Source organism: Streptomyces litchfieldiae, assembly GCF_031845365.1.
Lineage (GTDB): Bacteria > Actinomycetota > Actinomycetes > Streptomycetales > Streptomycetaceae > Streptomyces > Streptomyces litchfieldiae.
Map to the genome: position 1 here is coordinate 17,543 of NZ_JAVREL010000007.1, position 18,692 is coordinate 36,234.

At 72.7% G+C, this 18,692-nt stretch carries 20 protein-coding genes; 19 read left to right on the plus strand and 1 reads right to left on the minus strand.

Translation table 11 applies throughout. The features are described from left to right. The first annotated feature begins 35 nt into the window (after positions 1 to 35). The 8 genes from aroC to nusB all read left to right on the plus strand — a co-directional run bounded on the left by aroC (position 36) and on the right by nusB (position 6,370). Positions 36 to 1,220, plus strand: a complete 1,185-nt coding sequence (gene aroC, locus RM590_RS13970; RefSeq protein WP_311704848.1) for a chorismate synthase — start codon at positions 36 to 38, stop codon at positions 1,218 to 1,220. Next, the gene (locus RM590_RS13975; protein WP_311704849.1) at positions 1,217 to 1,750 is read left to right on the plus strand and encodes a shikimate kinase; all 534 of its coding nucleotides are present in this window, start codon (positions 1,217 to 1,219) and stop codon (positions 1,748 to 1,750) included. The genes aroC and RM590_RS13975 overlap by 4 nt, the downstream gene beginning before the upstream one ends. Beyond that, the gene (gene aroB / locus RM590_RS13980) at positions 1,747 to 2,862 is read left to right on the plus strand and encodes a 3-dehydroquinate synthase (protein ID WP_311704850.1); all 1,116 of its coding nucleotides are present in this window, start codon (positions 1,747 to 1,749) and stop codon (positions 2,860 to 2,862) included. The genes RM590_RS13975 and aroB overlap by 4 nt, the downstream gene beginning before the upstream one ends. Next, positions 2,859 to 3,299 carry a type II 3-dehydroquinate dehydratase gene (gene aroQ, locus RM590_RS13985; protein WP_311704851.1) on the plus strand — a complete coding sequence of 147 codons (441 nt, stop codon included), beginning with the start codon at positions 2,859 to 2,861 and terminating at the stop codon, positions 3,297 to 3,299. The genes aroB and aroQ overlap by 4 nt, the downstream gene beginning before the upstream one ends. A gap of 85 nt (positions 3,300 to 3,384) precedes the next feature. Next, positions 3,385 to 4,128, plus strand: coding sequence for an AAA family ATPase (locus tag RM590_RS13990; RefSeq protein ID WP_394813861.1), 744 nt, complete (start codon positions 3,385 to 3,387; stop codon positions 4,126 to 4,128). Positions 4,129 to 4,193: 65 nt separating this feature from the next. Continuing rightward, positions 4,194 to 5,306, plus strand: coding sequence for a M24 family metallopeptidase (locus RM590_RS13995; protein WP_311704853.1), 1,113 nt, complete (start codon positions 4,194 to 4,196; stop codon positions 5,304 to 5,306). A gap of 69 nt (positions 5,307 to 5,375) precedes the next feature. Then, positions 5,376 to 5,942 (plus strand): elongation factor P, encoded by a 567-nt coding sequence (efp, locus tag RM590_RS14000; RefSeq protein WP_311704854.1) that lies wholly within the window; start codon positions 5,376 to 5,378, stop codon positions 5,940 to 5,942. A 2-nt stretch (positions 5,943 to 5,944) separates the two neighbouring features. Beyond that, positions 5,945 to 6,370: a transcription antitermination factor NusB gene (nusB, locus tag RM590_RS14005; RefSeq protein WP_311704855.1), complete on the plus strand. Its 426-nt coding sequence runs from the start codon at positions 5,945 to 5,947 to the stop codon at positions 6,368 to 6,370. A gap of 71 nt (positions 6,371 to 6,441) precedes the next feature. Here nusB and bldD read toward each other — a convergent pair whose 3' ends face one another. Next, complete coding sequence (gene bldD / locus RM590_RS14010) at positions 6,442 to 6,942, minus strand: transcriptional regulator BldD (RefSeq protein WP_077062573.1); 501 nt, start codon at positions 6,940 to 6,942, stop codon at positions 6,442 to 6,444. 198 nt (positions 6,943 to 7,140) lie between these two features. Here bldD and pyrR point away from each other — a divergent pair, with 198 nt between their 5' ends. The 11 genes from pyrR (at position 7,141) to rpoZ (ending at position 18,578) form a co-directional block, all read left to right on the plus strand. Beyond that, positions 7,141 to 7,716, plus strand: a complete 576-nt coding sequence (gene pyrR / locus RM590_RS14015; RefSeq protein WP_311704856.1) for a bifunctional pyr operon transcriptional regulator/uracil phosphoribosyltransferase PyrR — start codon at positions 7,141 to 7,143, stop codon at positions 7,714 to 7,716. Positions 7,717 to 7,775: 59 nt separating this feature from the next. Then, positions 7,776 to 8,765, plus strand: coding sequence for an aspartate carbamoyltransferase catalytic subunit (locus RM590_RS14020; RefSeq protein ID WP_311704857.1), 990 nt, complete (start codon positions 7,776 to 7,778; stop codon positions 8,763 to 8,765). Next, positions 8,762 to 10,057: a dihydroorotase gene (locus RM590_RS14025; RefSeq protein WP_311704858.1), complete on the plus strand. Its 1,296-nt coding sequence runs from the start codon at positions 8,762 to 8,764 to the stop codon at positions 10,055 to 10,057. The genes RM590_RS14020 and RM590_RS14025 overlap by 4 nt, the downstream gene beginning before the upstream one ends. After that, positions 10,054 to 10,656, plus strand: coding sequence for a PH-like domain-containing protein (locus RM590_RS14030; RefSeq protein WP_311704859.1), 603 nt, complete (start codon positions 10,054 to 10,056; stop codon positions 10,654 to 10,656). The genes RM590_RS14025 and RM590_RS14030 overlap by 4 nt, the downstream gene beginning before the upstream one ends. Further along, on the plus strand, positions 10,653 to 11,795 hold the full coding sequence (carA, locus tag RM590_RS14035; RefSeq protein WP_311704860.1) for a glutamine-hydrolyzing carbamoyl-phosphate synthase small subunit: 1,143 nt from the start codon (positions 10,653 to 10,655) through the stop codon (positions 11,793 to 11,795). Before RM590_RS14030 ends, carA begins: the two co-directional genes overlap by 4 nt. After that, positions 11,788 to 15,099 carry a carbamoyl-phosphate synthase large subunit gene (carB, locus tag RM590_RS14040; protein WP_311704861.1) on the plus strand — a complete coding sequence of 1,104 codons (3,312 nt, stop codon included), beginning with the start codon at positions 11,788 to 11,790 and terminating at the stop codon, positions 15,097 to 15,099. The genes carA and carB overlap by 8 nt, the downstream gene beginning before the upstream one ends. Before the next feature lie 6 nt (positions 15,100 to 15,105). Continuing rightward, entirely contained in the window at positions 15,106 to 16,224 is a 1,119-nt protein-coding gene (locus RM590_RS14045) for a quinone-dependent dihydroorotate dehydrogenase (protein ID WP_311704862.1), read from the plus strand. Beyond that, positions 16,221 to 17,087 carry an orotidine-5'-phosphate decarboxylase gene (gene pyrF, locus RM590_RS14050; RefSeq protein ID WP_394813862.1) on the plus strand — a complete coding sequence of 289 codons (867 nt, stop codon included), beginning with the start codon at positions 16,221 to 16,223 and terminating at the stop codon, positions 17,085 to 17,087. Before RM590_RS14045 ends, pyrF begins: the two co-directional genes overlap by 4 nt. Before the next feature lie 228 nt (positions 17,088 to 17,315). Beyond that, entirely contained in the window at positions 17,316 to 17,639 is a 324-nt protein-coding gene (locus RM590_RS14055) for an integration host factor (protein ID WP_311704863.1), read from the plus strand. Between the two features lie 63 nt (positions 17,640 to 17,702). Continuing rightward, positions 17,703 to 18,254, plus strand: coding sequence for a guanylate kinase (gene gmk, locus RM590_RS14060; RefSeq protein ID WP_311704864.1), 552 nt, complete (start codon positions 17,703 to 17,705; stop codon positions 18,252 to 18,254). A 51-nt stretch (positions 18,255 to 18,305) separates the two neighbouring features. Further along, on the plus strand, positions 18,306 to 18,578 hold the full coding sequence (gene rpoZ, locus RM590_RS14065) for a DNA-directed RNA polymerase subunit omega (RefSeq protein ID WP_311704865.1): 273 nt from the start codon (positions 18,306 to 18,308) through the stop codon (positions 18,576 to 18,578). The last annotated feature ends 114 nt before the right edge of the window (positions 18,579 to 18,692 follow it).

The window sequence follows — 18,692 nt, forward strand, 5'->3', positions numbered from 1 at the left end:
CACCGCACGGTCGAACGAATCCCTAAGGAGCACCGTTGAGCAGGCTGCGCTGGCTGACAGCGGGAGAGTCGCACGGTCCGGCACTGGTGGCGACGCTGGAGGGGCTGCCCTCCGGGGTGCCGGTCACCACCGACATGGTGGCGGACGCCCTGGCCCGCCGGCGGCTCGGCTATGGCCGCGGGGCCCGGATGAAGTTCGAGCGCGACGAGGTCACCTTCCTCGGGGGCGTCCGGCACGGCCTGACGCTCGGCTCGCCCGTGGCCATCATGGTGGGCAACACCGAGTGGCCCAAGTGGGAGAAGGTCATGGCGGCCGACCCCGTGGATCCGCAGGAGCTGGCCGGCCTGGCGCGCAACGCCCCGCTGACCCGCCCCCGCCCCGGCCACGCCGACCTGGCCGGCATGCAGAAGTACGGGGTGAACGACGCCCGCCCGATCCTGGAGCGCGCCTCCGCCCGGGAGACCGCGGCCCGCGTCGCGCTGGGCACCGTCGCCCGCTCCTACCTCAAGGAGACCACCGGCATCGAGATCGTCTCGCACGTCGTCGAACTGGCGGGCGCCCGCGCCCCCCAGGGATCGCTGCCGCGTCCCGAGGACACCGCCCGGCTCGACGCCGACCCGGTGCGCTGCCTGGACGCGGACGCGAGCAAGGCGATGGTGGCCGAGATCGACCAGGCCCACAAGGACGGCGACACCCTCGGCGGCGTCGTCGAGGTGCTGGCCTACGGCGTGCCCGTGGGCCTCGGCTCGCACGTCCACTGGGACCGCCGGCTCGACGCGCGGCTGGCCGCGGCGCTGATGGGCATCCAGGCCATCAAGGGCGTCGAGGTCGGGGACGGCTTCGGGCTCGCCCGGGTCCCCGGCTCCCAGGCGCACGACGAGATCGTGGCGACCCCGGACGGCATCCGGCGTGCCTCCGGCCGTTCCGGCGGCACCGAGGGGGGCCTGTCCACCGGTGAACTGCTGCGCGTGCGTGCCGCGATGAAGCCCATCGCCACCGTGCCCCGCGCCCTGTCCACCGTGGACATCGCGACCGGCGACACCACCAGCGCCCACCACCAGCGTTCCGACGTCTGCGCCGTGCCGGCCGCGGGCATCGTCGCGGAGGCCATGGTCGCCCTGGTGCTGGCGGACGCCGTGGCGGAGAAGTTCGGCGGGGACAGCGTGACCGAGACCCGGCGCAACGTCACCGGCTTCCTGGACAGCCTGGAGATCCGGTGAGCGGCACCGCGGGGGCCACCGGGCCGGCCGTGGTCCTGGTCGGCCCGCCCGGATCCGGCAAGTCCACCGTGGGCGCCCTGCTCGCCGAGCGGCTCGGGACCACGGTGCGCGACACCGACACAGACATCCAGCGGGCCGCGGGGAAGCCCATCCCGGAGATCTTCGTCGAGGACGGCGAGCCAAGGTTCCGCGAGCTGGAGGCCGCCGCCGTGCGCGCCGCCCTCACCGAGCACGACGGCGTCGTCTCGCTGGGCGGCGGCGCCATCCTCAGCCCCGCCACCCGGGAGCTGCTGGCCGGGCTGCCGGTGGTGTTCCTCGACGTCGCGCTCGCCGAGGCCGTGCGGCGCGTCGGCCTGGACACCCCCCGCCCGCTGCTCGCCGTCAACCCCCGGCAGCGCTGGCGGGTGCTCATGGAGGAGCGCCGCCCCCTGTACACCGAGGTCGCCCGCGCGGTCGTGCAGACCGCCGAGCGCACGCCGGACGAGGTCGCCCAGGCGGTCCTTGACGCATTGGAGCTCGAAACAGCATGACCCACTCCTCCCAGGACATCTCCACGGACGTCCCGACCCGGATCACGGTCGGCGGCAGCGCGGGGACGGAAGCCTACGACGTGCTGGTCGGCCGCCGCCTGCTGGGCGAGCTGCCGGGCCTGATCGGCACGGCCGCCCGGCGCGTCGCCGTGCTGCACCCGGAGGCGCTGGCCGAGACCGGCGAGGTGGTCCGCGAGGACGTCGCCGGCCAGGGGTACGAGACCATCGCCATTCAGTTGCCCAACGCCGAGCAGGCCAAGACGGCCGAGGTCGCGGCCTACTGCTGGAAGGCGCTGGGCCAGAGCGGCTTCACGCGCACCGATGTCATCGTCGCGGTCGGCGGCGGGGCGACCACCGACGTCTCCGGCTTCGTGGCCGCCACCTGGCTGCGCGGGGTGCGCTGGATCGCCGTGCCCACCACCGTGCTGGGCATGGTGGACGCCGCGGTCGGCGGCAAGACCGGGATCAACACCGCCGAGGGCAAGAACCTGGTGGGCGCGTTCCACCCGCCGGCCGGCGTGCTGTGCGACCTGGCCGCCCTCGACTCCCTGCCGGTGCACGACTACGTGTCCGGGCTGGCCGAGATCATCAAGGCCGGGTTCATCGCCGACCCCGTCATCCTCGACCTCATCGAGGCCGACCCCGAGGCCGCGCGCCGCCCCGACGGCCCGCACACCGCCGAGCTCGTCGAACGCGCCATCCGCGTCAAGGCCGAGGTGGTGGCCAGCGACCTCAAGGAGTCCGGGCTGCGCGAGATCCTCAACTACGGGCACACACTGGCGCACGCCATCGAGAAGAACGAGCGCTACACCTGGCGGCACGGCGCCGCCGTCTCGGTCGGGATGGTCTTCGCCGCCGAACTGGGCCGCATCGCCGGCCGGTTGGACGACGCCACCGCGGACCGGCACCGGGCCGTCCTCACCTCGGTCGGACTGCCCGTCACCTACCGCGGCGACCAGTGGCCCCGGCTGCTGGAGACGATGCGCATCGACAAGAAGTCCCGGGGCGACCGGCTGCGTTTCATCGTCCTGGACGGGCTGGCCCGGCCCGCCGTCCTGGAGGGCCCGGACCCGGCGATGCTGCTGGCCGCGCACGCGGAGATCGCCGCATGAGCCGCCCGGTTCTGGTCCTCAACGGCCCCAACCTCGGCCGCCTGGGCTCCCGCGAGCCCGATGTGTACGGCTCGACGTCCTACGCCGGACTGGTCGAACGGTGCACCGCGCTCGGCAAGGAGCTGGACCTCGCGGTCGAGGTCCGGGAGACCAACGACGAGGGCGAGTTGATCCGCTGGCTCCACGAGGCGGCGGACGGCTCGGTCCCCGTGGTCCTCAACCCCGGCGCGTTCACGCACTATTCGTACGGACTGCGGGACGCGGCGGCCCAGCGCTCAGCTCCGCTCATCGAGGTGCATATCTCCAACCCGTACGCCCGGGAGGAGTTTCGTCACACCTCGGTGATCGCGGCCGTGGCCAGCGGCACCGTCGTCGGCTTCGGCATCGGCTCATATCTGCTGGCCCTGCGGGCACTCGCGGAGGAACTGGCCGGCTGAACGGGCGGGCGCGGGCACTTGTCGGCCGCGCCACTCGTTCACCCGATGCGGGGCCGACCGGGTACGGTGTTTCAGGCCCGAAGGGATGCACGAGCCGGGTGCCGTGCGCGGAGAAGACGTAGGTGGGGAGCGGATGCAACAGCCCGGTGGGATGCCCGTGCCGCCTCCGGCGCCGCTCGACGGTGGGACTGCCGGGTACCTCCAACTGCCGCCCGGCGGCTCGGTGCCAGCGCCGGCACCCGCCCCCGGGACCGCGCAGCCGGACGTGTCGCACGCCGGGGTGGCGGTGCTGCTGATCGGGCCGGCCGGGGCGGGCAAGACGACCGTCGCCCGCTTCTGGGCGGAGCGGCGCCCGGTGCCGACCGCGCACATCAGCCTGGACGACGTGCGGGAGTGGGTCCGCTCGGGGTTCGCCGACCCGCGCTCCGGCTGGGACGACCGCTCCGAGGCCCAGTACCGGCTGGCGCGCCGCACCTGTGGCTTCGCCGCGCGGAACTTCCTGGCCAACGGCATCTCCTGCATCCTCGACGACGCCGTCTTCCCCGACCGGCCCGCCGTGGGCCTCGGCGGCTGGAAGCGGCACGTGGGACCGGGCCTGATCCCCGTCGTCCTGCTGCCCGGGCTCGACGTCGTCCTCGAGCGGAACGCCGCCCGCACCGGGACCCGGCGCCTCTCCGACGAGGAGGTGGCGACGATACACGGCCGGATGGCCGGCTGGTACGGCTCCGGCCTGCCCATCATCGACAACTCGCGGCACGACGTCGCCACGACCGCCCGGATGCTCGACGACGCGGTGGCCCACAGCCTCACCAGTCCCGCCCAGTGGTGACCGGGGTCCGCTCGTCCGGACCCGTTCAGGCGGCCGAATGGAGCCGCGGTGCGTAGGCTCGGTCCATGTCCGAGGTACACGCGGCCCGGAGGGCACGGCTGCGGGCCCGCTGCTCGTCAGCGGGCAGCGTGGCCGCCCTCGTCTCCCGGCCGGCCAACGTCCGTTATCTGGCCGGTTCCGCGCCCGCCCAGGCGGTGCTGCTGGTCGGCCACTCCGGCGGTGACGTGCTGGTCGGCCACTGGGACCCGGCGGGCGATCCGGCCGGACCGCGCCCCGCGGACGACGACGGCCTGCGCCGGGTGGCGCTGGAGGGCGACACCGACCCGGCCGTGACGGCCGTCGCGCTCGCCGCGGAGGGCGGCGCCGAGGCCGTCGCCGTCGAGGAGCACCATCTGACGGTCGCCCGGCACCGGGCCCTGGCCGCGGGCGCTCCGGGGTTGCGGCTCACCGACCTGGACTGCGCGGTGGAGCGGCAGCGGCTGGTGAAGGACGAGGACGAGATCGCGGCGCTGCGCGTCGCCGCCGAGATCACCGACCGGGCGCTGGGCGAGCTGCTGGAGTCGATCCTGGTCGGCCGCACCGAGCGCCATCTCGCCCTGGAGCTGGAGCGCCGTCTGGTGGACCACGGCGCGGACGGCCCGGCGTTCCCCACCTCGGTCGCCACCGGCAGCCACTCGGGCCTGGCCGGCCACCGGCCCAGCGACCGCCGGGTGGAGGAGGGCGACTTCCTCACCGTGCGGCTGGGCGCGCGGTTCCGCGGCTACCGCTGCCAGATCGGCCGGACGTTCGTGATCGGCACCAGCCCGGCCGACTGGCAGATCGAGCTGTACGAGGTCGTCTTCGCCGCGCAGCGGGCGGCGCGGGAGGCGCTGGCGCCGGGCACCGAGTACCGGGCGGTGGACCGCGCGGCGCGCGAGGTGCTGGCCGCCGCGGGGCACGGCACGGCGCTCGGACCGGTCACCGGGCACGGCGTCGGGCTGGAAATCGGGGAGGACCCTCGGTTGGCACCCGCGGCCATGGGTAGACTTGGCCCTTGCGTGCCGGTCACCGTCGAGCCAGGGGTGCATCTTCCCGGCCGGGGCGGTGTCCGGATCGACGACACACTCGTCGTCCGCTCACCGGCGGACGGCGGGCCCGAGCTACTCACCATCACGACCAAGGAGCTCCTCGCCCTTTAGGCCCTGCCGTGGGCGGCGCGGGGGGACCGCGGTCACCTCAGTACGCAGTTGGTAGGAGATTCCGCGACCGTGGCCACCACGAACGACCTGAAGAACGGCATGGTGCTGAAGCTCGACGGGGGCCAGTTGTGGTCCGTTGTCGAGTTCCAGCACGTCAAGCCCGGCAAGGGCGGCGCCTTCGTGCGCACCAAGCTCAAGAACGTACTCTCCGGCAAGGTGGTGGACCGGACCTTCAACGCCGGGACCAAGGTCGACACGGCCACCGTGGACCGGCGGGGGATGCAGTTCTCCTACAAGGACGGTGTCGACTTCGTCTTCATGGACACCGAGACGTACGACCAGCTCTACGTCAACCCGGAGACCGTGGGCGACGCGGCCAACTACCTGCTGGAGGGCCAGGACTGCACCGTGGCCATCCACGAGGAGAACCCGCTGTTCGTGGAACTCCCGGCCGCCGTCGAGCTGGTCGTGGAGTACACCGAGCCGGGCGTGCAGGGTGACCGGTCCACCGGTGGCACCAAGCCCGCGCGGCTGGAGACCGGCTACGAGATCGGCGTCCCGCTGTTCATCACGACCGGCGAGAAGATCAAGGTCGACACCCGCTCCGGCGACTACCTTGGCCGGGTGACCAGCTAACCGTGTCTGCTCGCAGCAAGGCCCGTAAACGCGCCCTACAGATTTTCTTCGAGGCCGATCAGCGTGGCGTCCCGACGACGGAGGTCCTTGCTGACTGGGTCCGGCTCGCCCGGACCGACGACCGTCAGCCGCCGGTCAGCGAGTACACCCGCGAGCTGGTCGAGGGCTACGCCGGGCATGCCGAGCGCATCGACGAGCTGATCTCCCAGTACACGGTGAGCTGGCCGCTGGACCGCATGCCGGTCGTGGACCGCAACATCCTGCGGATGGCCACCTTCGAGCTGATCTGGCAGGACGGCACGCCCGACGCGGTGGTGCTGGACGAGGCCGTGCAGCTCGCCAAGGAGTTCTCCACGGACGACTCGCCGGCGTTCGTCAACGGACTGCTCGGCCGGCTGAAGGACCTCAAGCCGACGCTCCGCCGCTGACACCTCCTCCGGCGCGGGCCGGAGCGAGACGCCCCCGGTCCCGGGTCACCCCGGGCCGGGGGCGTGCCACATCAGCCCTCTTCCGCCTGCACCGCACGGCGCGCGTCCGCGCCCAGCACACCCCAGCTGATGAGCTGCTCGGTCAGCACCGAGGGCGACTGGTCGTAGATGACGGCCAGCGTGCGCAGGTCGTCCTGCCGGATCGACAGCACCTTGCCGTTGTAGTCACCGCGCTGACTCTGGATTGTCGCGGTGTAGCGCTGCAGAGGCCCGGCCTTCTCGCTCGGCACGTGCGCGAGGCGCTCCAGGTCGAGCACGAGCTTCGGCGGCGGCTCGGCGGCACCCCCGGGGGTCGAGCCGGGCAGCAGCTCCTGCACCGGGACCCCGTAGAAGTCCGCCAGCTCCGCGAGGCGCTGCACGGTCACGGCTCGGTCGCCGCGCTCGTAGGAGCCGACGACGACCGCCTTCCAGCGGCCCTGCGACTTCTCCTCGACCCCATGGAGCGACAGACCCTGCTGGGTGCGGATGGCGCGGAGCTTGGCCCCGAGCTGTTTGGCGTATTCGCTGGACATGTGTCTCCCCGGAACGGCTACTTCGTAACTCACTGTGAGGTTACGCAGCGTAATATGTCCCGTCAAGCCGGGGCCCGGCAGTCGGCCCCTGACCTGGGAGAATGCGCAGCGTGCCGAGGTCCCTGGTATCGTCGGGCCGGATCTACCAGACGTCCTTTAAGGCCCGTCCCGTGAGGCGGGGAAGGAGGTCCTCTTTCGATGGACTCATCACACCCGGCGCCGGCCCGCTCCGTCCTGGAGGCGCCGGACATTGCGCGGGCACTGACCCGCATCGCCCACGAAATCGTCGAACGCGCCAAGGGCGCCGACGACGTGGTGCTTCTCGGCATTCCGACCCGTGGGGTCTTCCTGGCCCGGCGGCTGGCCGCCAAGCTGCGCGAGATCACCGGCCACCCGGTGCCCGTCGGCTCCCTGGACATCACCATGTACCGGGACGACCTGCGGCTGCGCCCGGCGCGCGCGCTGGCACGCACCGACATCCCCGGTGACGGCATCGACGGCGGGCTCGTCGTACTCGTCGACGACGTGCTGTTCTCCGGCCGCACCATCCGGGCCGCGCTCGACGCGCTCAACGACATCGGCCGGCCGCGCGCCGTGCAGCTCGCGGTCCTCGTCGACCGCGGCCACCGCGAGCTGCCCATCCGGGCCGACTACGTCGGAAAGAACATCCCCACCTCGCTGCGGGAGACGGTCAAGGTGCTGCTCATCGAGGAGGACGGCCGCGACGGCGTGCTGCTCGGCGTGCGCGACCACGCCCCGGCCGGTGAGTGCTAGCGCCCGCCGAGCCCTCCCCGCACGCCAGCACGCTTCCCTTGACCCACGGAAGGCACCAGATGAAGCGCCATCTCATCTCGGCCACCGATCTCACCCGTGACGACGCCGTCCTGGTCCTCGACACCGCCGAGGAGCTCGCCCGCGTCGCCGACCGGCCGATCAAGAAACTGCCGACCCTGCGCGGCCGTACCGTCGTGAACCTCTTCTTCGAGGACTCCACGCGCACCCGCATCTCGTTCGAGGCCGCGGCCAAGCGCCTGTCCGCGGATGTGATCAACTTCTCGGCGAAGGGCTCGTCCGTCTCCAAGGGCGAGTCGCTGAAGGACACCGCGCTCACCCTGGAGGCCATGGGCGCCGACGCGGTCGTGATCCGCCACCACGACTCCGGCGCCCCGCACCGCCTCGCCACCTCCGAGTGGATCGGCGCCTGCGTGGTCAACGCCGGTGACGGCACCCACGAGCACCCCACCCAGGCGCTGCTGGACGCGTTCACCCTGCGCCGCCGCCTGGTCGGTGGCCCGCACGGCGGCGCCGGCGCGGACCTGGCCGGCCGCCGCGTCACGATCGTCGGCGACATCCTGCACAGCCGGGTGGCCCGTTCGAACGTCCATCTGCTCACCACGCTGGGCGCCGAGGTCACCGTTGTCGCGCCGCCCACCCTGCTGCCGATCGGCATCTCCCACTGGCCCTGCGAGGTGTCCTACGACCTCGACGCCGTGCTGGCGAAGTCCGACGCCGTGATGATGCTGCGGGTCCAGCGCGAGCGGATGAACGCCGCCTACTTTCCGACCGAGCGCGAATACGCCCGGCGCTACGGGCTGGACGGCGACCGGATGGCCCGGATGCCCGAGCACGCCATCGTGATGCACCCGGGCCCGATGAACCGCGGCATGGAGATCACCGCCGAGGTCGCCGACTCGTCCCGCTGCACCGCCGTGGAGCAGGTCTCCGGCGGTGTCAGCGTCCGGATGGCCGTCCTGTACCTGCTGCTCGGCGGCGCCGGGCCCGCCGTCACCACCCGCACCCAGGAGAACGGACTGCCAGCATGAGCCAGACCCAGCGGACCCTGATCCGAGGCGCCAGGATCCTCGGCGGGGCGCCCCGGGACGTCCTGATCGACGGCGAGACGATCGCCGAGGCCGGCGCCGGGCTGCCGGCCGACGGCGCGACCGTCGTCGAGGCCGACGGCCGCGTCCTGCTGCCCGGCCTGGTGGACCTGCACACCCACCTGCGCGAGCCGGGCCGGGAGGACTCCGAGACCGTCCTCACCGGCACCCGCGCCGCCGCGGCCGGCGGCTTCACCGCCGTGCACGCCATGGCCAACACCTTCCCCGTCGCCGACACCGCCGGCGTCGTCGAGCAGGTCTGGCGGCTGGGCGCGGAGTCCGGGTACTGCGACGTCCAGCCGGTCGGTGCCGTCACCGTGGGCCTGGGCGGCAAGCAGCTCGCCGAGCTGGGCGCCATGCACGACTCGGCGGCCGGTGTCGTGGTCTTCTCCGACGACGGCAAGTGCGTCGACGACGCCGTGATCATGCGGCGCGCGTTGGAGTACGTGAAGGCGTTCGACGGCGTGATCGCCCAGCACGCCCAGGAGCCCCGGCTCACCGAGGGCGCCCAGATGAACGAGGGCGTCGTCTCCGCCGAGCTGGGCCTGGCCGGCTGGCCCGCCGTCGCCGAGGAGTCGATCATCGCCCGCGACGTGCTGCTGGCCGCGCACGTCGGTTCCCGGGTGCACATCTGCCACCTGAGCACCGCCGGCTCGGTGGAGCTGGTCCGCTGGGCCAAGTCCAAGGGCTGGCAGGTGACCGCCGAGGTCACCCCGCACCACCTGCTGCTGACCGACGACCTGGTGCGTTCCTACGACCCGGTCTACAAGGTCAACCCGCCGCTGCGCACCGAGACCGACGTGCTCGCGCTGCGCGAGGCGCTGGCCGACGGCACCATCGACTGTGTGGCCACCGACCATGCCCCGCACCCGCACGAGGACAAGGACTGCGAGTGGGGCGCCGCGGCCATGGGGATGGTGGGCCTGGAGACCGCGCTCTCCGTCGTCCAGCACACGATGGTGGACACCGGGCTGCTCGACTGGGCCGCGGTCGCCGACCGCATGTCCATCCGGCCGGCCGCCATCGGCCGCCTCACCGGCCAGGGCCGCCCCATCGCCGCCGGCGAGCCGGCGAACCTGACGCTGCTCGACCCCGCCCACCGCGCGGTCGTCGACCCCGCGGCCTTCGCCTCCCGCAGCCGCAACTCCCCCTACCGGGGCCGCGAGCTGCCGGGCCGGGTGACCCACACCTTCCTGCGCGGCCGCGCCACGGTCCGGGACGGTGAGCTCGTATGACGACCACGCTGCTGCACGTCCTGGCCGAGGGCGGGACCGAACGGCGCTCCCAGGAGGTCACCGACTGGGCCGCCCGCATCGGCTGGGTCGTCGGGCTGCTGCTCTTCGTCGCCCTGGTCTACTGGCTGATGCGCGAGGGCTGGAAGTGGCGGGCCACCCTCCAGGGCGACCTGCCCGAGCTGCCCGCCGTGCCCGGCACGGCCGCCGAGCCGCGGCTGCGGTTCGCCGGCCGCTACCACGGCACCACCACCGCGGGTCAGTGGCTGGACCGCATCGTCGCCCATGGCCTCGGCGCCCGGAGCCGCGCCGAGCTGGCCCTGACCGACGAGGGCGTCACCGTGCTGCGCCCGGGCGCGGCCGACTTCCTCATCCCGGCCGACAGCATCCGCGGCGCCCGCCTGGACAAGGGCATCGCCGGCAAGGTCCTCACCGAGGGCGGCCTGCTGGTGATCACTTGGGCGCACGGCGACCGGCTGCTGGACTCCGGCTTCCGCTCGGACGACGCCGCCGGGCACGCCGCCTGGGTCGAGGCGCTCGGCCCGTTCTCCCCGTTCGACGGCTCCACCACCAGCGAGACCCGCAAGGAAGGTGCACGATGACCACCGCCGCAGTGAACGGCGCCACGGCCTCCGCCGTGCTGGTACTGGAGGACGGCCGCGTCTTCGGCGGCCGGGCCTACGGTGCCGTCGGCGAGACCTTCGGCGAGGCGGTGTTCGCCACCGGCATGACCGGTTACCAGGAGACGCTCACCGACCCGTCGTACCACCGGCAGGTGGTCGTGATGACCGCGCCGCACATCGGCAACACCGGCGTCAACGACGAGGACCCCGAGTCACGCCGCATCTGGGTCGCCGGCTACGTCGTCCGCGACCCCGCCCGGGTGCCCTCCAACTGGCGCTCGGTGCGCTCCCTCGACGAGGAGCTGGCCGCGCAGGGCGTCGTCGGCATCAGCGGCGTGGACACCCGCGCCCTCACCCGGCACCTGCGCGAGCGCGGCGCCATGCGCGCGGGCATCTTCTCCGGCGCCGCGCTGAGCGACACGGAGACGCTGCTGACGCGCGTGCGCTCCGCGCCCGTGATGACCGGCGCCGACCTGGCCGCCGAGGTCGCCACCACCGAGCCGTACGTCGTGCCCGCCATCGGGCGCAAGCGGTTCACCGTGGCCGCGGTCGACCTCGGCATCAAGGGCATGACCCCGCAGCGGATGGCCGAGCGCGGCATCGAGGTCCATGTGCTGCCCGCCACCGCCTCCCTGGACGAGGTGTACGCCTCCTCGCCGGACGGCGTCTTCTTCTCCAACGGCCCCGGCGACCCGGCCGCCGCCGACCACCCCGTCGACCTGATGGGCGGCGTGCTGGAGCGCGGCACCCCGCTGTTCGGCATCTGCTTCGGCAACCAGATCCTCGGCCGGGCCCTCGGCTTCGGCACGTTCAAGCTCAAGTACGGCCACCGCGGCATCAACCAGCCGGTGAAGGACCTGGCCACCGGCCGCGTCGAGGTCACCGCGCACAACCACGGCTTCGCCGTGGACGCCCCGCTGGAGGGCGCCACCGAGACACCGCACGGACGGGTGGAGGTCTCCCACGTCTGCCTCAACGACGACGTCGTCGAGGGGCTGCGGCTGCTCGACCGCCCGGCCTTCAGCGTCCAGTACCACCCCGAGGCGGCGGCCGGCCCGCACGACGCCGCCTACCTGTTCGACCGCTTCGCCGCACTGATGGAGGGCCAGCGTGCCTAAGCGCACCGATATCCAGTCCGTCCTGGTCATCGGCTCCGGCCCGATCGTCATCGGCCAGGCCGCCGAGTTCGACTACTCCGGCACCCAGGCGTGCCGCGTGCTCAAGGCCGAGGGGCTGCGCGTCATCCTGGTCAACTCCAACCCGGCGACGATCATGACCGACCCGGAGATCGCCGACGCCACCTATGTGGAGCCGATCACCCCGGAGTTCGTCGAGAAGATCATCGCCAAGGAGCGCCCCGACGCGCTGCTGCCCACCCTGGGCGGCCAGACCGCGCTCAACGCCGCGGTCGCCCTGCACGAGGCTGGCACGCTGGAGGCCTACGGCGTCGAGCTGATCGGCGCCAACATCGCGGCGATCCGCAAGGGCGAGGACCGCGACCAGTTCAAGGAGGTCGTGGCCGCCGTCCGCGAGCGGATCGGGCACGGTGAGTCGGCCCGTTCCGTGATCTGCCACTCCATGGACGACGTCCTGGCGGGCGTCGCCGAGCTCGGCGGGTACCCGGTCGTCGTGCGGCCCTCGTTCACCATGGGCGGCGCGGGCTCCGGCTTCGCGCACGACGAGAACGAACTGCGCCGCATCGCCGGCCAGGGGCTGACCCTGTCGCCGACCACCGAGGTGCTCCTGGAGGAGTCGATCCTCGGCTGGAAGGAGTACGAGCTGGAGCTGATGCGCGACCGGAACGACAACGTGGTGGTCGTCTGCTCCATCGAGAACCTGGACCCGATGGGCGTGCACACCGGGGACTCCATCACCGTCGCGCCCGCGATGACCCTCACCGACCGCGAGTACCAGGTCCTGCGGGACATCGGCATCGCCGTCATCCGCGAGGTCGGCGTGGACACCGGCGGCTGCAACATCCAGTTCGCGGTCAACCCGGACGACGGCCGCGTCATCGTCATCGAGATGAACCCGCGCGTCTCCCGCTCCTCCGCGCTGGCGTCCAAGGCCACCGGCTTCCCGATCGCGAAGATCGCCGCGCGGCTCGCCATCGGCTACACCCTGGACGAGATCCCGAACGACATCACCGAGCAGACCCCCGCGTCCTTCGAGCCCACCCTCGACTATGTGGTGGTCAAGGTGCCGCGGTTCGCGTTCGAGAAGTTCCCCGCCGCGGACCCGTCGCTCACCACCACCATGAAGTCCGTCGGCGAGGCCATGGCCATCGGGCGGAACTTCACCGAGGCGCTCAACAAGGCGCTGCGCTCGCTGGAGAAGAAGGGCTCCCAGTTCGACTTCACCGGCGACCCCGGCGACAAGGACGCGCTGCTGGACCGCGCCCGCGTGCCCACCGACGGCCGGCTCAACACGGTGATGGCCGCCATCCGCGCCGGAGCCACCCCCGATGAGGTCTTCGGGGCCACCCGGATCGACCCCTGGTTCGTCGACCAGCTCTTCCTCATCAAGGAGATCGCCGACGAGCTGGCCGCCGCGGACCTGCTCTCCCCGGACCTGCTCGCCACCGCGAAGCGGCACGGCTTCTCCGACGCCCAGATCGCCGGCATCCGGGGCCTGCGCGAGGACGTCATCCGCGAGGTCAGGCACGCGCTGGGCGTGCGCCCCGTCTACAAGACGGTGGACACCTGCGCCGCCGAATTCGCCGCCCGCACCCCGTACCTGTACTCCTCCTACGACGAGGAGACCGAGGTCACCCCGCGCGAGAAGCCGGCCGTGATCATCCTGGGCTCCGGCCCCAACCGCATCGGCCAGGGCATCGAGTTCGACTACTCCTGCGTCCACGCCTGCTTCGCGCTGAGCGAGGCCGGCTACGAGACCGTGATGGTCAACTGCAACCCGGAGACCGTGTCCACCGACTACGACACCTCCGACCGGCTCTACTTCGAGCCGCTCACCCTGGAGGACGTCCTGGAGATCGTGCACGCCGAGACCCAGGCCGGGCCCGTCGCCGGCGTCCTGGTGCAGCTCGGCGGCCAGACCCCGCTGGGCCTGGCCCAGGCCCTCAAGGACAACGGCGTGCCCATCGTCGGCACCTCGCCCGAGGCGATCGACCTCGCCGAGGAGCGCGGCGCGTTCGGCCGGGTGCTCGCCGAGGCCGGCCTGCCCGCGCCCAAGTACGGCACCGCGTTCTCGTTCGACGAGGCCAAGGCCATCGCCGCGGGCATCGGCTACCCGGTCATGGTCCGGCCCAGCTACGTCCTCGGCGGACGCGGCATGCGCATCGTCTACGACGAGCCCTCGCTGGCCGACTACCTGGTCCACCACGCCGGGCTCATCTCCGAACACCCGGTCCTGATCGACCGGTTCCTCGACGACGCCATCGAGATCGACGTCGACGCGCTCTACGACGGCCACGAGCTCTACCTCGGCGGCGTGATGGAGCACATCGAGGAGGCCGGCATCCACTCCGGCGACTCCGCCTGCGCGCTGCCCCCGATCACCCTGGGCGGATACGACATCAAACGGCTGCGCGCCTCCACCGAGGCCATCGCGCGCGGGGTCGGCGTGCGCGGCCTGATCAACATCCAGTTCGCGCTGGCCGGCGACATCCTCTACGTGCTGGAGGCCAACCCCCGCGCCTCCCGCACCGTCCCGTTCACCTCCAAGGCCACCGCCGTGCCGCTGGCCAAGGCCGCCGCCCGCGTCTCGCTCGGTGCGACGATCGCCGGGCTGCGCGAGGAGGGCCTGCTCCCGGCCCGGGGCGACGGCGGCACCCTGCCGCTCACCGCGCCGATCTCCGTTAAGGAGGCCGTGATGCCGTGGTCCCGCTTCCGCGACGTGCACGGGCGCGGCGTGGACACCGTGCTGGGCCCGGAGATGCGTTCCACCGGCGAAGTCATGGGCATCGACTCGGTGTTCGGCACGGCCTACGCCAAGTCCCAGGCCGGCGCCTACGGCGCGCTGCCCACCAAGGGACGGGCGTTCGTCTCCGTGGCCAACCGCGACAAGCGCGCCATGATCTTCCCGGCCCGCGCGCTGGTGGAGCACGGTTTCGAGCTGCTGGCCACCTCCGGGACCGCCGAGGTTCTCAAGCGCAACGGCATCAACGCCACCGTGGTGCGCAAGCAGGGTGAGGGCCAGGGGCCGAACGGCGAGCCGACCATCGTCCAGCTCATCCACGACGGCCTCGTCGACCTCATCGTCAACACGCCCTACGGCACCAGCGGACGCCTCGACGGCTACGAGATCCGCACCGCCGCGGTGGCCCGCGGCGTGCCCTGCCTGACCACGGTGCAGGCGCTGTCGGCCGCGGTGCAGGGCATCGACGCGCTCAACCGCGGGGAGGTGAGCGTGCGTTCGCTCCAAGACCACGCGCGCGAGCTCACCGCCGCCAGGGAGGGCTGAGCCGCCATGTCTCCCTACGGACTGCTGTTCTCCGGCGTGCTGCGCCGGCTGGACGCGGAGCGGGCGCACCGCCTCGCGTTCGGCCTGATCCGGCTGGCCGCCCGGGTGCCCGGCCTGCGCGCCGTGGTGCGCGCCGCGTTCGCCCCGGCGCACCCGGAGCTGCGCGTCACCGCCCTCGGGCTGGACCTGCCCGGGCCGTTCGGCCTGGCCGCGGGCTTCGACAAGAACGCGGTCGGCGTCGACGGGCTCGCCGCGCTCGGCTTCGACTTCGTCGAGATCGGCACCGTCACCGCCCGGCCCCAGCCGGGGAACCCGCTGCCGCGCCTGTTCCGGCTGCCCCGGGACCGCGCCCTGGTCAACCGCATGGGCTTCAACAACGACGGCTCGGCCGCCGTCGCCGCCCGGCTGGCCCGGACCACCGGCCGGCGCGGCGTGGTGGTGGGCGTCAACATCGGCAAGACCAAGGCCGTCCCCGAATCGGAGTCCGTCGCCGACTACGTCGCCTCCACCGAGCGCCTGGCCCGGCACGCCGACTACCTGGTGGTCAACGTCTCCTCGCCCAACACCCCGGGCCTGCGCGACCTCCAGGCCGCCGAGCGGCTGCGCCCGCTGCTCGCCGCCGTCCGCGCGGCGGCCGACCGCGCCGTTCCCGAGCGCCGCGTGCCGCTGCTGGTCAAGATCGCCCCCGACCTCGCCGACGAGGACATCGACGCCGTCGCCGACCTCGCCGTCGAGGCGGGCCTGGACGGCATCGTCGCGACCAACACCACCATCGCCCGCGACGGCCTGGCCTCCGACCCGGCGGCCGTGGCGGCGGCCGGCGCGGGCGGCCTGTCCGGCGCCCCCCTGCGGGACCGGTCGCTGGCCGTCCTGCGCCGCCTGTACGCCCGCGTCGGCGACCGGCTCACGCTGGTCGGCGTGGGCGGCGTGGAAACCGGGGACGACGTCTGGGAGCGCGTGCTGGCCGGGGCCACCCTCGTGCAGGGCTACAGCGGGTTCATCTACGCCGGCCCGTCCTGGACCCGCTCGGTCCACCGCGATCTGGCCCTGCGGCTGGCCGCCAGTCCGCACACCACGCTCGCCGACGCCGTCGGCGCCGACGCCAGGAAGGAAGAAGCCGCGTGACCGGAGCAGACGCGCCCACCGGCGCCCCCGAGCCCTTCGGCGCCCGGCTGCGCCGCGCCATGGACGAGCGCGGACAGTTGTGCGTCGGCATCGACCCGCACGCCGCGCTGCTCGCCGAGTGGGGCCTGTCCGACGACATCGGCGGCCTGGAGCGCTTCACGCGCACCGTGGTGGACGCCCTCGCCGACCGGGTGGCCGTGCTGAAGCCGCAGTCGGCGTTCTTCGAGCGGTTCGGCTCGCGCGGCATCGCCGTGCTGGAGCGGGCCGTCGCCGACGCCCGCGCGGCCGGCGCCCTGGTGGTGATGGACGCCAAGCGCGGCGACATCGGCTCCACGATGGCCGCCTACGCCGGCGCGTTCCTCGACAAGGGCGCCCCGCTGTTCTCCGACGCGGTCACCCTCAGCCCCTACCTCGGCTACGGCTCGCTGCGCCCGGCGCTCGACCTGGCGCGCGCCGGCGGCGCCGGCGTCTTCGTGCTGGCCCTCACCTCCAACCCCGAGGGCGCGGAGATCCAGCGGGCCACCACCGCCGCGGGCACGCCGCTCGCTCAGACGGTGCTGGACCGTCTCATGGCGGAGAACGCCGGGGCCCGGCCGCTGGGTTCCTTCGGCGCCGTGGTCGGCGCGACGATCGGCGAGGCCGGCGTGGACCTGGACATCAACGGGCCGCTGCTCGCCCCGGGGCTGGGCGCCCAGGGGGCCACCGCGGCGGACCTGCCGCGCGTCTTCGGGGACGCCGTGGGCAACGTACTGCCCAGCGCCAGCAGGGGAGTTCTGCGGCACGGCCCCAATCCGGCGGCACTGCGTGCCGCGGTGGAACGCGAGGTCGGCGAGATCGCCCGATTCATCGGTTCCGGAGGGTAACGGGCCGTGGCCGGGAGGTGGCGACCGAGGGGATATGTCGGACATGTCGCCGACACTCCAAGGCTGACCTGGACTTTTTGTCGATTCTCCCTGACTTATTGCGGCGGTGGCCGCTAGTCTCCGTCGAGAGCGAGCCCCGAGCGCGTTGCTCGTTGCTCCACCGGTGCGGGCCTACTAGGTTCCTCACCGTTCCGTATCCGACAGTTCGACACCCGAGGTGACGTAGGCGTGGCTCTTCCGCCCCTAACCCCTGAACAGCGCGCAGCCGCGCTTGAGAAGGCAGCCGCGGCTCGCCGGGAGCGCGCCGAGGTCAAGAATCGGCTCAAGCACTCCGGCGCCTCGCTGCACGAGGTCATCAAGCAGGGCCAGGAGAACGATGTCATCGGCAAGATGAAGGTCAGTGCGCTGCTGGAGTCGATGCCTGGCGTCGGCAAGGTCCGGGCCCGCCAGATCATGGAGCGGCTCGGTATCTCCGAGAGCCGCCGGGTCCGCGGCCTCGGCACCAACCAGATCGCGGCCCTTGAGCGCGAGTTCGGCACCGGTACCGCCTGAGCCGCTTCCGCCTCTCGTGGACCACGTTGTCGCGGTCGTCACGGGAAGCGGGATAATCGCCGCATGACCGATCGTCCGCGACTGACCGTGCTCTCCGGCCCCTCCGGGGTCGGCAAGAGCACGGTCGTCGCCCATCTGCGAAAAGCCCACCCGGAGGTGTGGCTGTCCGTCTCGGCCACGACGCGCAGGCCGCGCCCCGGCGAGCGGCACGGCGTGCACTACTTCTTCGTGGACGACGAGGAGTTCGACAAGCTGATCGCCAACGGCGAACTGCTCGAATGGGCGGAGTTCGCCGGGCATCGCTACGGGACCCCGCGTCGTGCCGTGCTGGACCACCTCGACGCGGGCGTTCCCGTGCTGCTGGAGATCGACCTCCAGGGCGCCCGGCTGGTGCGCGACTCCATGCCGGACGCCCGGCTGGTATTCCTCGCGCCGCCGAGCTGGGAGGAGCTGGTCCGCCGGCTCACGGGCCGGGGCACCGAGCCGCCCGAGGTGGTGGAACGGCGGCTCGCCGTGGCCAGGACGGAGCTGGCGGCCGAGCCGGAGTTCGACGTCACCCTGGTCAACACCTCGGTCGAGGACGTCGCCGCCGAGCTGCTAGCCTTGATTCGTTGACCATCCGGTTGAAATGCGGTAATTCCCGAGACATCCAGCGGAAGGCAGAGCGTGTCCTCTTCCATCACCACGCCCGAGGGCATCATCAACCCGCCGATCGACGAGCTGCTCGAGGCGACCGACTCGAAGTACAGCCTGGTGATCTACGCCGCCAAGCGCGCGCGCCAGATCAACGCGTACTACTCGCAGCTCGGCGAGGGTCTGCTGGAGTACGTCGGCCCGCTCGTGGACACCCACGTGCACGAGAAGCCGCTCTCCATCGCGCTCCGCGAGATCAACGCGGGCCTGCTGACCTCCGAGGCCGTCGAGGGCCCCACGGAGTAGCGGCCACGGCATCGTGAATCACGGGCCCGGCGGCGCCGAGACCCCCGACGGGGCGGCGCCGCCGGGCCCGTGACCGTTGTGCGGCAGGATGGCCTTCCCCGGTGGGGCACCGAG

What these genes read in the sequence shown, in the direction of transcription:
- RM590_RS14030 (WP_311704859.1), top strand. Translation starts at nt 10,054, where the DNA reads ATGACGACCACGCTGCTGCACGTCCTGGCCGAGGGCGGGACCGAACGG.
- RM590_RS14020 (WP_311704857.1), top strand. Translation starts at nt 7,776, where the DNA reads ATGAAGCGCCATCTCATCTCGGCCACCGATCTCACCCGTGACGACGCC.
- aroB (WP_311704850.1), top strand. Translation starts at nt 1,747, where the DNA reads ATGACCCACTCCTCCCAGGACATCTCCACGGACGTCCCGACCCGGATC.
- RM590_RS13990 (WP_394813861.1), top strand. Translation starts at nt 3,385, where the DNA reads ATGCACGAGCCGGGTGCCGTGCGCGGAGAAGACGTAGGTGGGGAGCGG.
- RM590_RS14025 (WP_311704858.1), top strand. Translation starts at nt 8,762, where the DNA reads ATGAGCCAGACCCAGCGGACCCTGATCCGAGGCGCCAGGATCCTCGGC.
- bldD (WP_077062573.1), bottom strand. Translation starts at nt 6,942, where the DNA reads ATGTCCAGCGAATACGCCAAACAGCTCGGGGCCAAGCTCCGCGCCATC.
- pyrR (WP_311704856.1), top strand. Translation starts at nt 7,141, where the DNA reads ATGGACTCATCACACCCGGCGCCGGCCCGCTCCGTCCTGGAGGCGCCG.
- aroQ (WP_311704851.1), top strand. Translation starts at nt 2,859, where the DNA reads ATGAGCCGCCCGGTTCTGGTCCTCAACGGCCCCAACCTCGGCCGCCTG.
- gmk (WP_311704864.1), top strand. Translation starts at nt 17,703, where the DNA reads ATGACCGATCGTCCGCGACTGACCGTGCTCTCCGGCCCCTCCGGGGTC.
- RM590_RS13995 (WP_311704853.1), top strand. Translation starts at nt 4,194, where the DNA reads ATGTCCGAGGTACACGCGGCCCGGAGGGCACGGCTGCGGGCCCGCTGC.
- RM590_RS14045 (WP_311704862.1), top strand. Translation starts at nt 15,106, where the DNA reads ATGTCTCCCTACGGACTGCTGTTCTCCGGCGTGCTGCGCCGGCTGGAC.
- carA (WP_311704860.1), top strand. Translation starts at nt 10,653, where the DNA reads ATGACCACCGCCGCAGTGAACGGCGCCACGGCCTCCGCCGTGCTGGTA.